The organism is Psychrobacillus sp. 05T411 (genome assembly GCF_056396485.1).
The window spans coordinates 134,901-155,529 of the sequence record NZ_JBFTLO010000001.1; the positions used below are offsets into that span (position 1 = coordinate 134,901).

Here is a 20,629-nt window from a genome sequence, read left to right on the forward strand (position 1 = left end):
AAGGGCAATCATTGGAAGTGAAAGAGCAACTAATTAAGCAGCGAAAGCAACTAATTTCCGCTTAAAAGCAACTAAAATGGCAACGAGAGCAACCAAACGAAAAAAACACACGAAGAAAAGGAAAATTTTCTTCGTGTGTTTCATTTATATATTTATCTCTTCTTTTAATTCACCTACATAAACAGATTCAGGGCGGAAAATAGTGTTGTCATTAATCTGCTCCATTGCATGGGCAGTCCAACCAACCATTCTAGCCACACTAAACGTTGGAGTGAACAGCTCTGATGGCATATTAATAGAGCGCATAATGGCTGCAGCATAATATTCGACATTCGTGTACAATTTACGTCCTGGCTTGTGATCAGCAAGTAAATCAATAATTTCCTTTTCTGCAATCGTTGCTAAGTCCAACCAGTCATCTTTTCCTTGTAGCTGTAAACATTTTTCACGCAAAAGAATCGAACGAGGATCTTCTGTTTTGTATACGCGGTGTCCGAATCCCATTATTTTTTCTCCATTATTGATTTTATTCTCTACAATTGTTCGAATGGAGGCAGGATCTTTAAACTCATTTAGTAAATCTATTACTCCCGACGGGGCACCACCATGAAGTGGGCCTTTCATCGTTCCAAGTGCGGAAGTAATTGCTGCTGTTAAATCAGACTCTGTGGAAATTGTTACGCGAGCAGCGAAGGTAGAAGCATTCAATCCATGCTCCATCGTCAACTTTAAATATGTCTCCAGCGCTTCCACTTGTACTTCACTCGGTACCTCCGCGTTTAGCATCCATAAATAGTTGGCTGTGTGCGATAAATTCGGATTTGCCTCAACTATTGGAAGGTCCTGCTGATTTCGGTAATGCCTTGCCACAATAATTGGAAGAGCTGTTGTCAGGATTACAGCTTGTTCTTCTATTGTTCTTTCTTTAAATGCTTGATGAGCATAGGCAGAAATTGCAGTTCTCATGGCGTCCATTAATGTTACTTCTTTTGGAAGTGAATCGATAATGTTTTTAATATGATTGGGAAGTTCTCTATCCTTAGAAAGGTTGACACTTGTCCGTTTTCCAGTCCAAAGTAAGTTTGCTAGCTCTTCAAACGAAAGGTTCGGTACCAATTCATTCACTTTAACCCCTCGATACCTTAGCTCCCCTATGTTTCCTTCTACAGATGCGATGTTTGTATGCACCGCTACAATATCTTTTAATCCTCTTTGATACATATTTAACCATCTCCTTTCATCTAGTATATGAGTAGTACTTGATAATGAAAATTAACTATATATAATTAAGTTAATTAATATTATTAATCAAGCAGGTGAAACGATGGAGTATCAATGGCTGAAAACATTTTGCATTGCAGCGGAAACGCTTAATTTTCGAAAAGCATCTGAAAAGTTAATGTTGTCTCAACCGAGTGTTACCGTTCATATTCGGTTACTAGAGGAGCATTTAGGTACTCCTCTTTTTGAGAGGCGAAATAATCGAGTGTCTTTAACAGATACGGGAAAGTTCTTTTTACCTGAAGCGGGGCAAATAGTTAATAGCATGGAAAATAGTGTAGGCAAAGTACAAGCATTTGCCCAAGGATATCGCCGTCACTGGAGTATCGCCATTTCCCCACTTATGGCAGAAACGATTTTACCGAATGTTTTACGGTCTTTTATGAAGCTTCATCCCGATGTGGAAATAAGTATTCGTATAGAGGAATCGCGTCATATTGAGGAACTAGTGGAGCAGGGAGAAGTAAATATCGGCGTTTCAGCACTGGAAGGGCAGCGAAGAAATATACAGTCCATTGCGATTTATGAGGATCCTATTTTATTTATTATGCCTTTTGATGAATATGATGAAGAAAGCGGTCCACCAATTGATGTAAAAGACGTTTTGCAGGAAAAATATCTCTTTACTCATCACCATCCGGTCTTTTGGGACGATCTTTTATTGCAATTGAATAAACAAATCGTCAGCCTTCGTACGATGAAAGTAACACAAGCGCATATAACAAAAAGATTCATCCGAGACGGACTAGGTGTTTCTTTTTTGCCACATTCTATTGTTAAAAGAGAGCTAATAGAAGGGAAAATGATGCAACCACATTTTGACCTGTTTGAACTACCCTCCGTGTTTACTTACATTATTGTAAAAAACAAAGGCGATTTGGAAAAAGAATTCATCGACCTGATTTCGACGTATTATTTTAGATAGGCGTAAAAGGGCAGTACGATAAATCGTTCGTGCTTCCCTTCATAGTATGTATATTTGGATCTTATATGAATGTTTTCCCCTCATTTGGTATATTTCCTTCATCTATCCATGCATCGATCATTCGATTAAAGAAAGTAGGATTTGCTAAAGGAACCCCGTGACCGATATTGGAAAGTATTATTCCTGTACAATTTGGATTACTTTTTACAATATCCATTGCCGACTTTTTCATCACCGCTTTTTCCTTTTCCCCAACTGTAACAAGTATTTTTCCTCTTGCTTTTTGAAAGTTTTCAGGCAGTTTAAAGGACATGTTTTCTTCTAAAATTCGAATGAGGGTTTCTACTTTCATTTGACTACTTTCCTTCTTCGTGAAAGTAAATTTTTGTGAAAGAAAAAATACAATGGACGCAACTAAAAGTGTAGCAATTAAATAAAGGGGCCAACTATTTCCAAATTCCACTTCTTCATGCATGCTAGTTCCAATCGACGTTATTTCTGGTGTATAAAATAGCGTAAGTATTATACCTGACCCTATTTGTAAAACAGAAAATAATAGGACAAAACTAATAATGAACAACAAATATTTTTTCATATTCTCACCTCTATGTTACTGTTTATGATTTATTCAGAAAAAGGTTTCAAGCTATCTGACAAAAAATTTCTTCTGTATAAGTGTATTTCTAACTAGAGGGTGGTTGCTTCCAACTTCGATCGACGGTTGCTGATTTAATCACCTGTAACACATATTTCCAATGTTAGGAATGGATGCTCCGTTTAGCATTTCAGATGATTGATTGCTTTTATTTACTCTAAAACTTAAATGATGTTATAATCGTAGTAGAAACAGGATACAATAAAAAGAACGCTTGGTGCGACAACACCAAACGTTCCTTTGATAAAATAGTATCGCTTCAAAGGCGATCAGCAGTTAAGACGAGTAAACTACCCTATTGCCGGCAAGCTCAGGGGTGGTTTACTTTTTTTCTTTGGAAAAAGTAAGTATGGAAACGATCAAACCAGCGAACGCTAGTGCGAACATCAAAGTTTCGAAAGTTGTCATATAGCAACACCTCCTTTCCCATTCTTGAATAAATCCAAAAATAGTAATTGGAAATGCCGACCACCCATGAACACGCTATTTTATCACTCTTCTATTATACCACACATATGTTCTGATTTAGCTGTACAAGCTATGATTCATTTCAACTATTTATCGCGACGTTTTCTGGTTTGTTCGTACTAATAAATCTGTATGTTACTGGAAGAATAAATGCTTCCCACTTTCCTATTAATGCATTCAATTCTTACCGGAAATGAATAAATCAATCTCTTTCCATATTGGCAAATTGTACGATTTTTTCTCCAATTTCATCTCGGACACGCTGAAAGAAAGCCCATTTTTCTTCTTCTGTTCCTTCTGCTTTCGCCGGATCATCAAATCCMCAATGTTCTTTTTTCACATGCGGCGGAGTCACTGGGCATTTATCGGCAGCATCTCCGCATAAGGTGACGACCAAATCTGCATTGTTTAATATATCAGGATCAATAATATCGGAAGTTTGACTTGAAATATCCATTCCAGCTTCCTTCATTGCTTTAACTGCTTTAGGATTTAATCCGTGTGCCTCGATTCCAGCACTATATACAGTCCATTCTTCTCTTAAATATTTCTTTGCCCAGCCTTCTGCCATTTGGCTTCTGCAAGAATTTCCCGTACAAAGAAAGTATATTGTTTTTTTCGTTATCATTTCATTCTCCTTTAGAAAATTAATAATGTTACATACAATCCAAATAAGGTAATAAATAAAATTGGAATCGTTAATACAATTCCAGTTTTAAAATAAGTACCCCATGAAATCTTGATGTCTTTTTGCGATAAAACATGTAGCCATACTAATGTTGCAAGCGAACCAATTGGAGTGATTTTCGGTCCTAAATCCGATCCAATCACATTTGCATAAATTAGTGCTTCACGAATAGTACCAGAAGTATTTGTTTCTGCTATTGCTAATGCATCAATCATGACGGTTGGTAAATTGTTCATAACCGAAGATAAAAACGCCGCGATAAAGCCCATCCCTATCGTAGCAACAAACAATCCTTGATCCGCAATAAATTGAATAACGCTTGCTAAAGAACCAGTCAACCAGGCATTCCCTAACCCATAAACAACCACATACATACCTATGGAGAAAAATACGATACTCCATGGAGCCCCGTTCACAACAGCTTTTGTATTCACTGCATGACTTCTTTGCGCCATAAATAAAAATAGCAAAGCAATCACCCCTGCAATAATGGATATAGGTATTTCAATAAATTCACTTATAAAATATCCAACAAGTAATATAGCTAAAACACCCCAGGATAGGTGAAACATTCTAACATCTTTTAAGGCTTCTGAAGGAGTACGCAATTTGGATAAATCATATGTTTTCGGAATACTTTTTCTAAAATAGATATATAAGACCGTTATTGTTGCAAATAACGAAAACAAGTTTGGAATAAACATTCGATAAGCATATTCCGCAAATCCAATGCCAAAGAAATCTACCGATACAATATTCACCAAATTACTCACGACAAAGGGTAATGATGTCGTATCTGCTATAAACCCACTCGCCATAATAAACGGAAAAATCATCTGCTCTTTAAAATTCAAATGTCGAACCATGGCAAGTACTATAGGTGTTAGTATAAGTGCCGCACCATCATTGGCAAAAAATGCCGCCACAATTGCACCTAATATACTGACATACACAAACATTTTCACTCCACTACCCTTTGCAGCTCTCACCATATGAAGAGCCGCCCACTCAAACAACCCAATTTCATCTAAAATCAATGAAATAATAATAATTGCAACAAAAGTTAATGTTGCATTCCACGTAATTCCAATCACTTCTTGCACATCTTGAAATCCTACTACCCCTACCAATAAAGCAATTAAAGCCCCACCACATGCTGACCATCCAATGGATAAGTTCTTAGGCTGCCAAATAACTAGAGTTAGTGTCAGAAGAAAAATCAAAGATGCCAAAATCGCATCCGTCATGTTAAAGCCCCCAAACCATTTATTGTTACATTTATATTACAGGTACCTGGCACCCGTAATAAATATGTAATATTTTTATTTTACTTGTATAATGCAACTATATTAGATTTAGCAGAAAGAAGAGCTACAAACATTTGATTTCGACATGGCTTTATTTAGTAACTCTAACGAACGAATAACTGTTTCACGTTCGAATTCATTCATATGTGAGAACACTTCATCCAAATACGCATTCATCGATTGATCGATTGATGTAGCAACGAATTTTCCTTGTATGGTTAAACTTAAAATATAGATCCTTTTATCTTGTACAGAAGCTGTTTTTTTTACTAATTCCATCTTCACTAATTTCTGAATTTGTCGGCTAAAAGTTGTAATATCCATCGCTAATGCGTCTGCTACTTGTTGCATAGAAGGTGCATGTTGCCTGTCAATTTCATAAAGTATGTGACTTTGAACAGTTGAAATATCCACGCTTCCAATGGAACAACAATTTTTATTCAATAATCCAAATCGTCGTGTTAGCACTTGGAATAATTCACGTTTATTTTCCATGACTTTCACCTCTATTTTATTTATAAAACAATTACTTGTAAAATGCAACCTTTTATTATTTTCACCTGTTTTCTACAGGCTACTTAAATGCTCGTGAATTAATTTCCATTTTCCATCATTTGCTTTTAAGAATATATTGGTTGCCCTTCCACTACCTGAAACAAATTCACCATGGTAATATCCCTGGTATCGATACGTATAAATGCATGTTGCAGATCCTTCCTCTACTGTAATCCACTTCACATCTTCAGCTAAATAGACCTCCTCTTTTATAAGATTCCATGCGTTTTCAAAATAATTTTGAATTTCCGTACTAGTAGTACAAGTTGCATTCGAAAACCAGTAAATTGCATGTTCGTGAAGAACTCTTTTAACATTATTAAAATCATGCGTATTTGTTGCACTTATATATTGATCCAATGCTTTTTCATAGCCCATGGTAATCCCCCTAGTATACATATAATCATGTTACGTTCTTTGATCTTTTGCATTCGCACCAAAAGCGTTCGACTCCCGGGTATTTTTCGCCAAGGTTTGTAATGATAAAACCAATTCTTTTGTAAAAACTCACCGCATCTTGATCCGTTTCTGCAGAAATCAATGAGAGAGAATGTTTTTCAATAATAAACTCAATCATCCTCTTCCCGATTCCACGACTTCTCACATCAGGACATACGGCAATCTGTTTTATCATACAGTTATTTTCTGCTGTTAGTTGCACACCAATGCAGCCAATGAATTGCTCATCTTGCTTGTAACCGTATAATTTTCTATTTTCATCTGCTTGATAAAGCATATATTCTGCGTCAATTTTACTTGCACAAGTTGCAAATGCTAATAAATCTCTGATAGGTTTGGCAGGATTTCCATGTTTATTTCTTCCACGTCATTTACCTCCTTTTTCACCGCGAATAAAGTACTTTATACGTAATGAGATACGTAATAAATCCGATTATCGGTAAAGTTGCAATAGCGAATATGGCATAAGTTAAAGGGGCATTTATGGCATATGGAATCAAGGAGAAACTAATTAACAAAGGGAAAATAAAAACAAACATGACAGAAAACGCGGCTTTTGCCGATTTACCTGTAATTTCAAATTCTCTTTCATCGTCATGAGTCATTTCAGGAATGACGACTTCTTTCATTTTAATTCTTCCATTATTCCTTTTTTTGGATTGATACTGCGTGTACGAAGAATTTATTATTCCCATCAATACTACAAGAAGGCCATACCACCCAGCGTTTAATCTATTATCGATATAATAATCGAAGCTGATCTCATTATTTAAAAACATATCCGAAAGCTGGTTATTTTTCAAATTAACAAATGCCAATATTGCAAATGAAATAATTAGAAGTATTCGTAAAATAACTGTTATAGTCAAATTCTTCATAATATCCTCCCTCCCTTATCGAGCATGAAAGTATTTAAACGTCACTAAATAAATAATCAAACCGAAAACAGGTATCGAAGCGGTTGTAAATATCGGATACCAAGGATAATCGAGAAAATAATTTGGTACAAACATATAAGATCCAAGCAGCAGAAAAGTATAAAATAGAATAAAAACAAAGGCATAACGAACTGCTTTTCCAGTAATCTCCACTGTTCGTTCGTCAGAGACGTCATACTCGGGGAGAATGTATTCTTTCATCTGGGTATGTTTCTTCTTCTTCACTACAATATAGTCAATAATATTAACTATGGGTAAAATAATACCAACTATAAGAAAAAAAGTACCTCTCCATGTTGATATATATACGGAAAATCCATCGATGTAGCCTCTTCCCATCATTTCAAAGTACATATCAATTCTTACATAGTCATAAACCATTAGAGCAAATGATACATAAAGCAAACACCTCAAAATAACTGTCATATACATCCTCATTTCGCGTCCTCCTCCTTGTAAAAAATTTGTTCAATCGGTTCTCCAAACACTTCTGCTATATTCATTGCGAGCAGTAATGACGGGGTATAGCTGCCTTTTTCCAACGAAACAATTGTCTGTCTCGTTACGCCGGTTTTTTCAGCAAGGTCACCTTGCGTCAAGTTGAATCTAGCTCTTAATTCCTTTACTCGATTTTTTAGCAAGTTGCTCCCTCCAAACGTTCTACAATTATTGTATAGTTTGCTTGTCTTTTTGTATAGTTTATTTTACTTTTTGGATACTTTGCTATACCTTTTAAACAAAATAAAAGGACTGTATTCAGCGGTAATGCTGTTACGTCCTTTGAATTTTTCTGTTCTGTTTAGTAGTCAATAGAATTAGCGATACGTACTAAGTATTCAGTAGTAATCTTGTTCGAAATATTTTTATCAATACTCAGCATATATTACCTATAATCTTTTTCAAAAACAAGCAAATTATAACCTGAAATCGTCATATATATTACCTTCTGTCCATATTAACGTATACCATTTTAGCACTACCTATTCATTTATTGTAATTTTATATTTAGTGGGTCGAACACCAATCTTATATTGATTTTGCACCAATCTATAATGTATAAATGTCACTTCAAATAAATCATTGCTGCTTCCTTATAAATAAACGTTTTCTTTATAATCTACTTCATATAGACAGTTGAAAGCAAAATTACCAGCAACAAACATTTCTGTGCTACTAAGTTAGCTCATCCTCTTGACAATATTCGTTTTTTCGAATATATCTGTAACCATATAACCAACTGCTACTCCCTAACAAAAGCAACAATTTTATAGATTTCAGATTAAAACGGACCGTATTGTATAAATTGTGCGATCAACAGTGTAGCAATAGCACAGATGAGTTGAATAACAAGGAATGGGAATAACCATTTTAACCATTTACCATAAGCAATACCTGTAATCGAGAGTGCAGCCATTAAATAACTGGAAGTTGGGAAAACTAGGTTTGTTATACCGTCTCCAAATTGATATGCAAGTACAGTAGTTTGTCTAGTTACTCCTACTAAATCTGAAAGCGGTACCATAATCGGCATCGTCAAAGCTGCTTTCCCGCTACCTGAAGGAACAAAGAAATCTAAGACCATCTGAATAATGAACATCCCCAATGGGGTAAACATTGTTGGTATTTGAGAGACTATATTTCCTGCATGGAATAGAATTGTATCCATTATTTGACCTTCACTAAGAACAACTAATATAGCTCTAGCGATTCCTATTATTAAAGCAGCTTCCAGCAGCTCTTTTGCTCCAACCACAAAATTTTCTGCTATTGAACTTGGTGCTAATTTACCAGCTAATCCAACTAAAATACAAAATAAGAAAAATAATCCTGCTAAATCTTGAATAAACCAGTTGTATTTCAATACGCCAAAAATAAGAACGATAAAATTTAATACGAAGAAGAATAAAACGAATTTATGTCTATAATCTAACTTAAAGTCAATATTATCCTTGTTTTTTTTACCTTGTGGTTTATATTTACCAAAATCCCCGAGTTCTGGATTCTTCTTAACTTTCATTGCATAACGATAAAGAAAAATGACAGCTAACGTATAAAGTACTATCAATAATATTAACCGTAGCCCTAGACCAGAGAATATCGGCAATTCAGCAATTTCTTGAGCAACACCTACTGTAAAAGGATTCATAACGGCTGCTGTAAAACCGACCGAAGAACCAACTAATATAATAGCTAACCCTGTCATCGTATCGAATCCCAGAGCAATAACTAGGGGAATTAAAATTGGAATATACACTAAATTTGACTCGGCTGCTCCTGTTAAAGCTGCAATAATTGCAAAGAAAAGTGTTAAAATAGGAATTGTTAATTTTTCATGATTACCTAATTTCTTAGATAAGAATGTTATTAAGGCATCAATGGCACCAGTAGCCCTCAAAATACCAAAGTATCCACCCATTAATAGTACAAAAAATATTACCCCTCCAGCTTCAACCATCCCATTTGGAATACTCGTTACAAGACCAAAAAGTCCAACAGGTGTCGAATCTATATATTGAAAGGTACCTTCTTGAACAACTGTTCTTCCGTTAATTTCTACTCTTTCAAAGGTTCCTGCAGGTATTAAGTATGTTAAAATTGCTGAAACCACTACAATGACAAATAATAGTACAAAAGTATTTACACCTTTCTTTTTTTCACTCCCTTCTTTAGGTGGAGTTTTCTTGTTGACCGTTTCAGTCTTAATGTTTACTGTCATATTTTACCTCTTTTTTTATATTTTTAAGAATTAATCAAACTAAATTATAAGTATTCCCGGTACAAAGTAATTTCATCGTTGTAGCAACAAACATCTCTACACCTTTTCCTAATGTATCTTCATCAATATTAAAATTAGGATGATGATGCGGATAATTTGTAGCTTTTTCTTCATTTCCTATTCCAATAAAGAAAAAGCATCCAGGCGCAACTTTTTGATAGGCAGAAAAGTCCTCTCCAGCTAACACAGGTTTAATTCTAACGATTGCTTCATCTCCATATAATCGCCTTGCGATTTCTTCCGTTACTTTAGTTAAAGAGTCGTCATTTATTACTGAATCAAATCCAAAACTATACTTAAATTCATAAGTTGCCCCATGAGCCGCCGTGATTCCTTCAATTACTTTTTCTATTTTCCCTGGCATCGTATCTCTTAATATAGGGTTTATCGTTCGAACATTTCCATTTATTTCAGCCTTTCCTGGAATAACGTGCCACTTACTCCCCCCTGAAAATTGAGTAATTGTAACTACTACATTTTCAAATGGGTCTGTTCCTCTTGAAACAATATGCTGTAAATTGGTCACTACTTGTGCTCCAATAGTAATACTATCAATCGTCTCGTGTGGCATTGCGGCATGGCCCCCTTTTCCGTTTATTGTAATGAAAAATGAATCCGGCGATCCCATCATTGGTCCATAGCATATCCCAATCTTACCGGTTTCTAATGGTGACCAAAGGTGTATCCCGAAAATAGAATCTACCCCTTTCATTACTCCTGCTTCAATCATTTCTTTGGCACCACCAGGCGTCATTTCCTCAGCATGTTGGAAAATAAAACGAATTTCTCCATTTATCTGATCCTTGAGACTCGCTATTATCTTTGCTGCTCCTAACAACATCGCCGTATGTCCATCATGTCCACATGCATGCATAACGCCAGGATTTTGCGAAGAATATATTAATTCTGTAGTTTCTTGTATAGGTAGTGCATCTATATCTGCGCGAAAGGCTATAATTTTTCCAGGATTTTTACCAGTCAATGTTGCCATTACACTTGTTGCTGTAGGTCGTGTTACTTCTAAATTACCAAAAGTCAAAAGTGTTTCATAAATAAATCGTGAGGTTTTTACTTCCATATAAGACAACTCGGGATTCTGATGTAAATACCTTCTCCACTTGATTAAATCATCCATAAATTTATTATTAATTACGTCCTTAATTGAATTTATCAACTAAACTAGCCCCCTAAAAAGTACAATATCTAAATATCTGAGTAAATGTGGTGACGGCAAAGTTTATTTAAATTAATAGTTGCATTTTAAAACACTACTAATTACAAACTAACCGTCTCCACTGCAAATCTATTAAACAAATTCTTAAGTAACTATTTAACTTATGCGGTTGTCACGTTCTTTTCAACTTGAAGATTTGCCAAATATTCTCCTAATACTTCTAGTCCATCTTCTAACGTCTTTGGATCACCAAAAGCATAACCAATTCGGAATGAATGTGGGATTTCGAAACAGTCACCATGACAGAGCGCTACACCTGCCTTTTCAAGAATATCCTTACATAATTCATCACTTGGTATATCAAAATCATATTTAATAAAAGCAGTCGTACCGAATTGTTCATAATTGCATGATAAATTAGGTTGGGTTTGGATCCACTTTTCAACAATCGCTTTGCTTTCTCCCACAATTTTTCTACTTCTTTCTAAAACCTTTTCAAAATGTTCGAAAGCGATTGCTGTGATTAATTCATCAAATACACCATTGCAAATTGTGTCATAAGAACGTCTATTTTCAAGTCGTTCGAAGGTTTCTTTATCTCTTGTAACAATCCATCCTACTCGAGTACCAGCCATAGAAAACACCTTTGAAGTACTACTTGTCGCGATTCCTTTTTGGTATATATCGACAATCGATGTCATATAGCTTTCTTTTAAACCTCGGTAAATTTCATCGCAAAGCACATAAGCATCCACACTCTCAGCGATTTTACATATTTTTCCCAGCGTTTCTTTTTCAATAAAAGCACCAGTAGGATTGTTTGGATTTGATAAAGTAATCATTTTTGTGTTCTGATCGATTAAACTTCTTAGTTCATTCAAATCTGGCAAGTAACCATTTTCTTCTTTCAAAACTAAATATCTTACTTCAGCACCTAAAGATTCTGGAATGGAATAATGTTGCTGATAATTTGGTACTAATGCAATAACATTGTCAGTTGGCTCTACTAATTCAGTAATGACTAAATTATTAGCGCCCGTTCCCCCATGTACCGTTAAAATCATGTCTTTTGTAACATCTTCATATAATTTACTTAATGCAATTAATAGTCTTTCAAATCCGAAAAAGTGACCATAATGAAGACTCATTTTTGGTAGCTCTTTTAAAAATTCATTTAAATCCTCTCCAATAAATTCAAATAACTCTTCTACCGTAAACGCTTTCACACAACTTGAACCTAAATTATATTTCGCATCTTCTACGATTGGGTTTAACCATTTTTCTAGTTTAAAGTCTTTAATAATCATGTTAACTATCCCCTTTATATTTATTTTTTAGATTTCAATAAAAGTTCCTAGACCTTTTTCCTTTGCTGAATCAATCGCTACTTTAGCAGTAATTAGATCCAACAAAGCAATTCCGGTAGTATCATAAATCGTAATTTCTTCGTCAGAAGTTCTTCCAGTTACTTCTCCTACAATTACACTTCCAATTTCACCAGCAATATCAGATTCAGTAACAATCCCCTTTCTGATTGGAATCTCTAATTCACCCACTTTCATGCACTGAGGTATATCATCTACAAAAATGCGTGCACTTTTAAAAAGCTCAGGGTCAATTTCTTGTTTGCCTTCCATATCTGCACCAACACAACTAAAATGCGTACCTTTTTTCACCCATTCCTTCTGGATAATCGGACTTTTTGAACGAGTTATTGTAATAATTACATCACTATCCCCTACTGTTCGCTCCAGGTTTTTAACAGCTTCAAATTGAATTGTTTCTGAGACATCTATTCCAAATTCCTTCTTTAATTGACCGACAATGGATCCTACAAATTGAACTTCCTTTTCCTTATTTCTTGGGCTTGCGATTTTTATTTTATTGATTTGCGGCATCAGTAGAATAGTTGCCGCAATCTGATATAAGGCCTGGTTACCTGTACCTAAAATTAACAAGTTTTGCGAATCTTCTCTCGCTAACATTTTTGCTCCAATTGCTCCCGCTGCTCCAGTTCTCATACATGTAATATAAGAAGCATCCATCACGCCTAATGGAACTCCAGTGTTTGAATCAAATACCATCATCATTCCGTTAAAAGTTGGAAGGCTTTTTTCCATATTATGAGGAAATGAATTCAACATTTTTAACCCATGCAGTTGGATTCCCATCACATAGCCAGATTTTATGTCCATAACTCCTCCCTCAGGGATAAAATCATATGCTACATGTGGCCAAACTTCTGTTTTACCTTGGGATTTCAACCGATATACAGCTTCTACTCCTTTGATGACTTGGTCCATTTCTAAAATTTGCTTTATTTGATCACGGCTAAGTATACAAATTTCTATCGCCATCACACCCTTCCTGTTTTAAGTTTTTGAATTTTCACATTTTTATTATAATTAAACCAATAATAGTGGTTCAATTTTTTTCTTTGTTTAAACTTCCAGTAATAGTTAATATTTTTTGTGTTTTTTTATAAAATAAAATTTCAGAAATTATGGTGCTCGGAAAATAAAAAGGATTAAATCAATAGTTATTTTCTACAACAAAAAAACTATCTAATTTAGAAAAGAAACAAGTCTCCTCACATTAGACAGCTTAAACAGACATATTATGATCATCCATTTTGTCAAAAAGTAGTGGTAAACAATCTGTGATATCCTTTTACAAAACCTTTGCTAAAAAGCTCTGAGTTCTTACTTCTTTCGGGCTTCCAAAAACTTCTGCAGGTGTTCCTTCCTCAACAAGATAACCGTCATCCATAAATAATACACGATCACCTACCTCACGTGCGAAGCCCATTTCATGGGTAACAATCACCATTGTCATTCCTTCATGAGCAAGATCACTCATAACATTCAGAACCTCACCTACCATTTCTGGGTCAAGGGCAGATGTAGGTTCATCAAATAACATAACTTTCGGTTTCATTGCTAGAGCACGAGCAATGGCAACTCGTTGCTGCTGACCTCCTGAAAGTTGGTCAGGAAAATTTTGTTCTTTATCTTGTAGCCCAACCTTTTTTAGTAGTTCACGGGCAATTTGTTCACTCTCTGCTCTACTTTTCTTTAAGACTTTCATCGGTCCAATTGTAATATTCTCCATAATCGTTAAATGCTTAAATAAATTGAATTGTTGAAAACACATTCCTACGTGTCGTCTTAATTCATGAATATTGGTCTCTGGATTCGTTAATTCCATTCCAACGATTTCAATTTTTCCATTAGTTGTTTTCTCAAGACCATTAAGACAACGCAAGAATGTACTTTTACCGCTCCCAGATGGTCCAATCAAAACAACAACCTCTTGATGACTAATTTGGGTACTGATTCCTTTTAAAACTTCAATTTCACCATATGATTTACTTAAGTTCTCAACGGTTATCAAGTTGAATCCTCCTTTCTAGATAGCCAGCGAATTGTGAAACAGAGAAAATCAGAATAAAATATATTAATCCAATCACAAGCCAAATCGTAAATGGTTCAAATGTAGTTGCTATAACAATTTGGCCTCTATAAACTAAGTCAATAATTCCAATTGGAGCAAGTAAAGATGTATCCTTAATAGTTTGTGCGGATTGATTGACGAGCGGCGGAATCATTCGTTTAAAAGCCTGGGGTAATACGATATAGCGCATTGTTAAAAGTTCAGTCATCCCAATACTTGCCGCTGCCTCCTTCTGTCCACGATCTACGCCAAGAATTCCAGCACGAATAATCTCAGAAATATAAGCACCCTCATGTAAAGCCAGTGTGATGGTTGCGGCGATAATAGGATATGATCTTTGCCCAAACCACTCGTTTAACGGCAATATTCCTGTTAAACCAAAAACTATAAAAAATAACTGCACTAATAATGGCGTCGATCGGAAAACTTCAATATAAACTGATGCAATCCCACTTAAAACCGACGACTTGGAAAGTTTCATCAAAGCAGCTATTAAACCGAAAATAATCGCAAGTATGATTGCAACAATAGAGTAATAAACCGTAAACTTAAGACCTTCCAAAATTTGTGGGAGATTTTCTAAAATTACTAGCATGTTGATTAGCCCCTTATTAATAGGAGATTAATAGAAAGCCGTTATTTACTAGCTTCCTTTAATCTCCCAAATCTTTTCCATCATTAAAAGTAATTTAATACCTTATTGAACTGAAATGGCAACATCCTCAGGTTTTAAAACACCCTCTACAAAACCATTCATTTCCCCATTTAAATATTCATCAAATAATTTTTCATATTCGCCATTCTCCTGAATTTTTGCCAAACCATCATTAATTTTTTTCAGTATTTCTTCCTGATCTTTATTAACCGTTATACCATAGAACTCTCCTGCTAAAATGTCCCCGACAATTTTTGCCTCTGACTTTTGTTCAGTAATATAATTAATGTTTGATGGATTGTCATATAAAATAGCATCAACACCTGCATTTTCAAGCGAGCTGTAAGCTGTACTAATATCAGCGTATTGTTTAATATTTTGATCCTTAATACCATTAGAGATCATATAGTTGTAGGAGGAAGTACCTTTTTGGATACCGATTAATTTATCCTTTAAATCTTCAAAGTTAGTGATGCCAGATTCAGGTTTCGCTAAGATAGAAAGCCCTGATTCATAATAAGCATTTGAAAAATTGATGCTTTCCATTCTTTTGTCAGTTATAGAAATTGCTCCTACTACCACGTCGAGTTGCCCAGCTTTCAACGCTGGAATCAGACCATCATACTGCATTATCGACATTTCCACTTCAAAGCCTTCCACTTCTCCTATCTTCTTGATTAAGGCTACATCAAAGCCGACAAGCTCACCATTTTTTTCCGATACAAATGGTGGATAGGTAGGGCTTGTACCAACATTAACTACTAACTTTGCTGGATTGGCAGAAACATTCTTTACTGATTTCCCGCCCTGCGAACCGCATGCGACTAAAATAAAAACGCTTACAATTAATAAAAGCATAAATGAGCACATTTTTTTCAAACTAATTCCCCCTTTTTATGTGATATTAAAAACTTAACAAGTAGTACCATACAACTAAAAGGTTTGAAGTCTCAGATAATTAACAAAAAATCACTTGAAGCTAAAGCAAATATACACCCCCAATCGCATCTAGCATCTTTCATTCACTGAAAGATATTTGTATTTTACATTAGACCCATATAATTTAAAAAACTAACTATTGTATATAATTACAATAGTTAGTTATTTTGATTGTGTTTTTTTATAAACATTCGTGATAAACTTAAGCCGAAGAAACTCATATAAAGTAATTAAATAAGTCAGGATATTTGTGTACTAGGGTTTATCTTTAGAAAATACTAAAAGTGAAGCCTATTTATTTTTGCATTTTCATTCAGAAAAATTTAAGATAATTGTATTTTTTCACATCGATAATTTAGAATTAAATAGAATACAAGGGGGGAATAATCATGAATGTTACACTAAAAGACTTGATAAATTTAGAAGTTTTCAATGGAGTGAAGTTAATTGCAGGAGAAAATGGTCTTTCTAGGAAAATTACATCTTGTGGAATTTTAGACTACGAGCTTGATCGCAGTTTAAAGGATCGATATTTTCATAGTAATTTTCAGGAGCATCAATTTGCTTTAACAACTTTTTTATATGCAAAGGATGAAGAATTCCTCATTAATGATGCGATTAAGTACTTGGTAAATAAAAAAGCAAGCGGTTTAGCCATTAAAAATGTATACCGATTACCGATTCATGATTCTGCCCTCAGGTATGCTGAATCAATGGATTTTCCTATATTTCTTATTGAGCCAGGTATTTTTTTTGAAAATATAATAATATCGATAACAGATTCTATCAAAATGCTTGGAAATACCTATTTTGGGCAACAAGAAATCGATACTCTACTTTATAAATCACTCGATCGAAGCAATATAAAACAACAAGCTTTACAAATCAATCCATCTCTAAAGAATAATTTTTTCGTCATGTATTTTTATTTTAAACAAAATCTTGACGCTCAACATTTTTTAAGGATTCAAACTTACTTTAAGAATAGTAAATTTAATCAAACTTCTATTTCTTTTTTGCGCTTTAATAATGGTTTCGTACTGTTGTACTCGAAGGATTTTATTCATTTGAATGATAAAGCCGCTTTATTAAAGGAAATCATTCACACTCTATTAGATCCCGATATAAAGATATCCATAGGAGTTAGCGACTTTCATTATAGGTTAGAAGAAATAAAACAAGCCATACATGAAGCTTTCTATGCGGCGCTTCTACATATAAATTTCAATTCCGATTTTTTATTGTATAAAAATATTGGAACCTTTAAGGCAATCTTTCCTTTTGCAAAGTCCGACTCCATGCAAAGCTTTAGTCAAAGCTGTTTAAATCCCTTGAGAGATTTCGATGCAGAGAATACTTTATTTCTTTTTGATACGTTAAAACAATTTATAATGTGCAATGGAAATTTACGTGAATTATCGATTAAATTATCACTTCATGAAAATACCCTTCGTTATCGGTTAGACAAGATTGCACATTTAACAGGCTTGAATTTCAAAAAACCTGAAGACTATGAACAACTTTCGTTAGCTATAAAAATTCATATAAGCAGCTCTTTATTAGATAAATTTGGAATTATATAGAAATTTTTAAAAACTACTCGTGTTATTTCAAAGTTTGTTTGAATCGGAGAACTCTTTCGGGCTACTGTAAAAAAATGCTTGTTTAATATATACAGTCATTTACTCTTAATCCGTATCATATATCAGATTAATCAAAAATTTGATGCGATTAGAGTAGTTCATGAATTGGATAATCCTGAACAAGATCGAGATATATACAATATTATTCCACAGCCGATCCGAAATGACGGAGCAGAAGGGTATAATACGGGACCGCGAAATATAATGCAAGATTTTGAAAATCCTGATTTGTTAATTCCACCTAAAACAGATGCTGGTTTGCTCCCTATCATGAAATTCTCGTTCTCAGACACAGCGATGAAATTAAACTTTGGAGGATGGTCATTAGAAATCACCGTCTTGTTGAAGTTGAACCGAGGGCGATGAGAGAACTGCATTGACATCCGAATAATGATGAATGGCAGTCTTACTTTTCAAGACAGGAGGTATGACGGTATTTACCGGGAATGCCGCACCTCGTACATTTGACTATAGAGCTAGTGATGTCGGATATAAAATACTACGGGGAGCAATTTGACCAACGAAATAGCCCTTTCGGTACGTTTATTTAATTTGAATCGCCACGCTTTCTTATACTATAATTCCACAACGATTTTGGTATTCCCTTTAACTCAAGGAATCCATTATATATTAAATGCCTAATCCTATATTCCAAAAAGAAAATACTGACAAACTCATCCATCTGTGTGAATAATTCCTCTATTACTCGCCCAACTTTGATAAAGTCTTTGTTACCTTGCTGTTGGTGTAGCTTTTCAATTATATGTAAGATTTCCTCATCAAAATGATATTCAGGTACGCCTCTTATTTCCCCATTGCTCCAAATGCGCAGGAATGCTTTTGTCTGCGCTAATGCTTCCCACTCCATTTGCAATTGAATTCGTTCCTTGTCGGATAATGGATTGTCGGTTTTATTTACTTCAAACAGCAGTTTTATATCCTGGGATTCGATCTGGCTTGTATTGAAGATTGGCAGTTGGTCATCTTTAGTAGCTATATGCTTTTCATAGAGATCGGTGGAGTTAATTAGAAATAGCTCATTTGTTTTATCCTTTAGTAAGTAGATGAGAAATCGCATGCATATTTGTTCATTTGCATTGTTTCCATACCAGATATAGATTGGAACCTCATTTGGTATATCTTCCAGTTCACGTAATGTATTTGAAAATTTTATTGGATATTCTATTTCCTGTTCGAAGTTAATATTTTCGATTAACCAATCTTTTCGATAGGTTTGACCTGTTTTTTCAGCCAATTTACCCAACGGTCCAATGGAAAGGAAATCTGGGAAGCCTATTACAATCTTTGGCCTCTCTAGCCCACTTCTTAAGGAACCTGCTGCCGATTCCGAGGAAACGATATGTATCGCGCCATCTGTGCGTAACCGACGATTTTTTTGAATCTGTTGATTGACTAATTCTACCAACATGTTCATGTCATCCTGATTCGCAAAGAATGTTCTACCCTGGGTAGAATAACTTTCTCGATGATCAAACATATCAAATTCATCTTCTTGTTCTAATTCGAATGTTCCCCATCCTTCCGTTCTACTTAAATCCAAAACAGTTATGTAATTTTGCGTTTTTATTTCATAAACAAACACTACATTTGGTCCCATCAAGAAATAGATAAATGGATGGTTGACTTTAGTTTTAATGACTACTACCTCCTCAGGTCGTTAGTTTGTTTCAGCTAATATTAACCAATAAATAATTTGAGCCAAACAAAGACTAATAATATTTGTGAGAGCTATTATAAAATACGAACGTTTATTTATATCCATTTTTCACTCCGTTTACTCATTTATCGATGAACTTCGCTATTAGTATTAAAAACGTATTTCTTTAATAATACCTTTTATCACTTATTCAACGTAAATACTGTAAAATCCTTCTTCAATAGGAAAATTTGGATATGAGCATCCACTATTTTAGGTTAACATAATTTAGATTGTGTCAGATGATTTCCATTTTGGTATAAGAATTGTGCAAGTTTTTTAGCTTCTCCTCATCGTTCGAATTACTTTTCAATCAACTCCTTGCTTCCACAATACAATACTTGTATATTGAGGATAAACGAATTTAAATACAGTCTAGAGAGTGATCCCATTGACTACAAAAAACGAAGATAGCATGTTACGTTACCTGAACATAAGGATAGCTTATTTGATTGCAGTTATTACCACCATTTTCTTAGGACTAGCCTCCAGGAAATACGGCCATGTACTTCCATCATTTGTTGCKGAAAACGCTGGAGATGTGGCTTGGGCTATAATGGTCTATTTCGGATTTCGTTTCCTTTTCGTACGTCAAAGCTTATACTTAGTGATTTGGATTAGTTTCTTTTTTAGCTTTAGCATTGAATTCAGTCAGCTATATCAAGGGGATTGGATAAAGCAGATTCGTGATACTTCGCTCGGAGCATTAGTACTTGGCAAAGGATTCCTCACAGTAGATTTATTTCGATATGCGGCAGGAATTATGTTGGCAACTTTCTTCGATAAAGTGGTGCTTTTATTCATCCAGCGAAATTCTATCCAGAAATCACCAGCATGATATGCTAACGGAATATTTTGTTGCAATACCTACTTTCCACGCGAACATTTTAACTAGTACTGACCTCTCCTAGAACATAATAAACCCTGCCGTTAAGAGGACTTACTAGCTCATAACGGTAGGGTTTATTGTATGTTTTCTTTCAATATTTATAGAGG

The 20,629-nt window shown here is 34.7% G+C and carries 21 protein-coding genes and 1 pseudogene; 4 read left to right on the top strand and 18 right to left on the bottom strand.

Features of this window, described 5'->3' with window-relative positions:
• Nucleotides 1-144: 144 nt before the first annotated feature.
• Entirely contained in the window at nucleotides 145-1,221 is a 1,077-nt protein-coding gene (locus AC1DFT_RS00655) for a citrate/2-methylcitrate synthase (protein WP_477916667.1), read from the bottom strand.
• A 103-nt stretch (nucleotides 1,222-1,324) separates the two neighbouring features.
• Between AC1DFT_RS00655 and AC1DFT_RS00660 the strand changes: the two genes are divergently transcribed.
• Nucleotides 1,325-2,206 (top strand): LysR family transcriptional regulator, encoded by an 882-nt coding sequence (locus tag AC1DFT_RS00660; RefSeq protein ID WP_477916669.1) that lies wholly within the window; start codon nucleotides 1,325-1,327, stop codon nucleotides 2,204-2,206.
• A 61-nt stretch (nucleotides 2,207-2,267) separates the two neighbouring features.
• Here AC1DFT_RS00660 and AC1DFT_RS00665 read toward each other — a convergent pair whose 3' ends face one another.
• The 16 genes from AC1DFT_RS00665 to AC1DFT_RS00740 all read right to left on the bottom strand — a co-directional run bounded on the left by AC1DFT_RS00665 (nucleotide 2,268) and on the right by AC1DFT_RS00740 (nucleotide 16,204).
• Complete coding sequence (locus tag AC1DFT_RS00665) at nucleotides 2,268-2,801, bottom strand: alpha/beta fold hydrolase (protein WP_477916671.1); 534 nt, start codon at nucleotides 2,799-2,801, stop codon at nucleotides 2,268-2,270.
• Between the two features lie 730 nt (nucleotides 2,802-3,531).
• On the bottom strand, nucleotides 3,532-3,954 hold the full coding sequence (arsC, locus tag AC1DFT_RS00670) for an arsenate reductase (thioredoxin) (protein ID WP_477916962.1): 423 nt from the start codon (nucleotides 3,952-3,954) through the stop codon (nucleotides 3,532-3,534).
• 14 nt (nucleotides 3,955-3,968) lie between these two features.
• Nucleotides 3,969-5,264 (bottom strand): arsenic transporter, encoded by a 1,296-nt coding sequence (locus AC1DFT_RS00675; protein WP_477916673.1) that lies wholly within the window; start codon nucleotides 5,262-5,264, stop codon nucleotides 3,969-3,971.
• A gap of 108 nt (nucleotides 5,265-5,372) precedes the next feature.
• Complete coding sequence (locus tag AC1DFT_RS00680) at nucleotides 5,373-5,819, bottom strand: MarR family winged helix-turn-helix transcriptional regulator (RefSeq protein WP_477916674.1); 447 nt, start codon at nucleotides 5,817-5,819, stop codon at nucleotides 5,373-5,375.
• 72 nt (nucleotides 5,820-5,891) lie between these two features.
• A complete protein-coding gene (locus AC1DFT_RS00685) occupies nucleotides 5,892-6,257 on the bottom strand; it encodes a YybH family protein (RefSeq protein ID WP_477916676.1) in 366 nt (121 codons plus the stop codon).
• Nucleotides 6,258-6,282: 25 nt separating this feature from the next.
• Nucleotides 6,283-6,615: a GNAT family N-acetyltransferase gene (locus AC1DFT_RS00690; protein ID WP_477916678.1), complete on the bottom strand. Its 333-nt coding sequence runs from the start codon at nucleotides 6,613-6,615 to the stop codon at nucleotides 6,283-6,285.
• Nucleotides 6,616-6,721: 106 nt separating this feature from the next.
• Nucleotides 6,722-7,216 carry a hypothetical protein gene (locus AC1DFT_RS00695; protein WP_477916679.1) on the bottom strand — a complete coding sequence of 165 codons (495 nt, stop codon included), beginning with the start codon at nucleotides 7,214-7,216 and terminating at the stop codon, nucleotides 6,722-6,724.
• A 15-nt stretch (nucleotides 7,217-7,231) separates the two neighbouring features.
• Nucleotides 7,232-7,714 carry a hypothetical protein gene (locus AC1DFT_RS00700; protein WP_477916681.1) on the bottom strand — a complete coding sequence of 161 codons (483 nt, stop codon included), beginning with the start codon at nucleotides 7,712-7,714 and terminating at the stop codon, nucleotides 7,232-7,234.
• Nucleotides 7,711-7,917: a helix-turn-helix transcriptional regulator gene (locus tag AC1DFT_RS00705; protein WP_477916683.1), complete on the bottom strand. Its 207-nt coding sequence runs from the start codon at nucleotides 7,915-7,917 to the stop codon at nucleotides 7,711-7,713. Before AC1DFT_RS00705 ends, AC1DFT_RS00700 begins: the two co-directional genes overlap by 4 nt.
• Before the next feature lie 638 nt (nucleotides 7,918-8,555).
• Nucleotides 8,556-9,992 (bottom strand): YfcC family protein, encoded by a 1,437-nt coding sequence (locus AC1DFT_RS00710; RefSeq protein ID WP_477916685.1) that lies wholly within the window; start codon nucleotides 9,990-9,992, stop codon nucleotides 8,556-8,558.
• A gap of 34 nt (nucleotides 9,993-10,026) precedes the next feature.
• Nucleotides 10,027-11,187: a M20 metallopeptidase family protein gene (locus AC1DFT_RS00715; RefSeq protein ID WP_477916964.1), complete on the bottom strand. Its 1,161-nt coding sequence runs from the start codon at nucleotides 11,185-11,187 to the stop codon at nucleotides 10,027-10,029.
• Nucleotides 11,188-11,387: 200 nt separating this feature from the next.
• Entirely contained in the window at nucleotides 11,388-12,533 is a 1,146-nt protein-coding gene (locus tag AC1DFT_RS00720) for an aminotransferase class I/II-fold pyridoxal phosphate-dependent enzyme (protein WP_477916687.1), read from the bottom strand.
• A 27-nt stretch (nucleotides 12,534-12,560) separates the two neighbouring features.
• Complete coding sequence (locus AC1DFT_RS00725; protein ID WP_477916688.1) at nucleotides 12,561-13,583, bottom strand: ornithine cyclodeaminase family protein; 1,023 nt, start codon at nucleotides 13,581-13,583, stop codon at nucleotides 12,561-12,563.
• A gap of 313 nt (nucleotides 13,584-13,896) precedes the next feature.
• Nucleotides 13,897-14,619, bottom strand: coding sequence for an amino acid ABC transporter ATP-binding protein (locus AC1DFT_RS00730; protein WP_477916690.1), 723 nt, complete (start codon nucleotides 14,617-14,619; stop codon nucleotides 13,897-13,899).
• Nucleotides 14,606-15,274, bottom strand: a complete 669-nt coding sequence (locus AC1DFT_RS00735) for an amino acid ABC transporter permease (RefSeq protein ID WP_477916692.1) — start codon at nucleotides 15,272-15,274, stop codon at nucleotides 14,606-14,608. The genes AC1DFT_RS00730 and AC1DFT_RS00735 overlap by 14 nt, the downstream gene beginning before the upstream one ends.
• A gap of 102 nt (nucleotides 15,275-15,376) precedes the next feature.
• Nucleotides 15,377-16,204, bottom strand: a complete 828-nt coding sequence (locus AC1DFT_RS00740; protein ID WP_477916966.1) for a transporter substrate-binding domain-containing protein — start codon at nucleotides 16,202-16,204, stop codon at nucleotides 15,377-15,379.
• Between the two features lie 458 nt (nucleotides 16,205-16,662).
• On the opposite strand from AC1DFT_RS00740, the gene AC1DFT_RS00745 reads away from it, so the two are divergent.
• Together AC1DFT_RS00745 and AC1DFT_RS00750 are read left to right on the top strand one after the other, a co-directional pair.
• Nucleotides 16,663-17,856: a PucR family transcriptional regulator gene (locus tag AC1DFT_RS00745; RefSeq protein ID WP_477916694.1), complete on the top strand. Its 1,194-nt coding sequence runs from the start codon at nucleotides 16,663-16,665 to the stop codon at nucleotides 17,854-17,856.
• A 165-nt stretch (nucleotides 17,857-18,021) separates the two neighbouring features.
• Nucleotides 18,022-18,255, top strand: a pseudogene (locus tag AC1DFT_RS00750) (oxalate decarboxylase); the annotation flags it as partial.
• 208 nt (nucleotides 18,256-18,463) lie between these two features.
• Here the strand turns inward: AC1DFT_RS00750 and AC1DFT_RS00755 are convergent.
• On the bottom strand, nucleotides 18,464-19,519 hold the full coding sequence (locus AC1DFT_RS00755; protein ID WP_477916696.1) for a DUF1835 domain-containing protein: 1,056 nt from the start codon (nucleotides 19,517-19,519) through the stop codon (nucleotides 18,464-18,466).
• Between the two features lie 496 nt (nucleotides 19,520-20,015).
• On the opposite strand from AC1DFT_RS00755, the gene AC1DFT_RS00760 reads away from it, so the two are divergent.
• On the top strand, nucleotides 20,016-20,471 hold the full coding sequence (locus tag AC1DFT_RS00760) for a ribosomal maturation YjgA family protein (RefSeq protein ID WP_477916697.1): 456 nt from the start codon (nucleotides 20,016-20,018) through the stop codon (nucleotides 20,469-20,471).
• Nucleotides 20,472-20,629 lie beyond the last annotated feature (158 nt).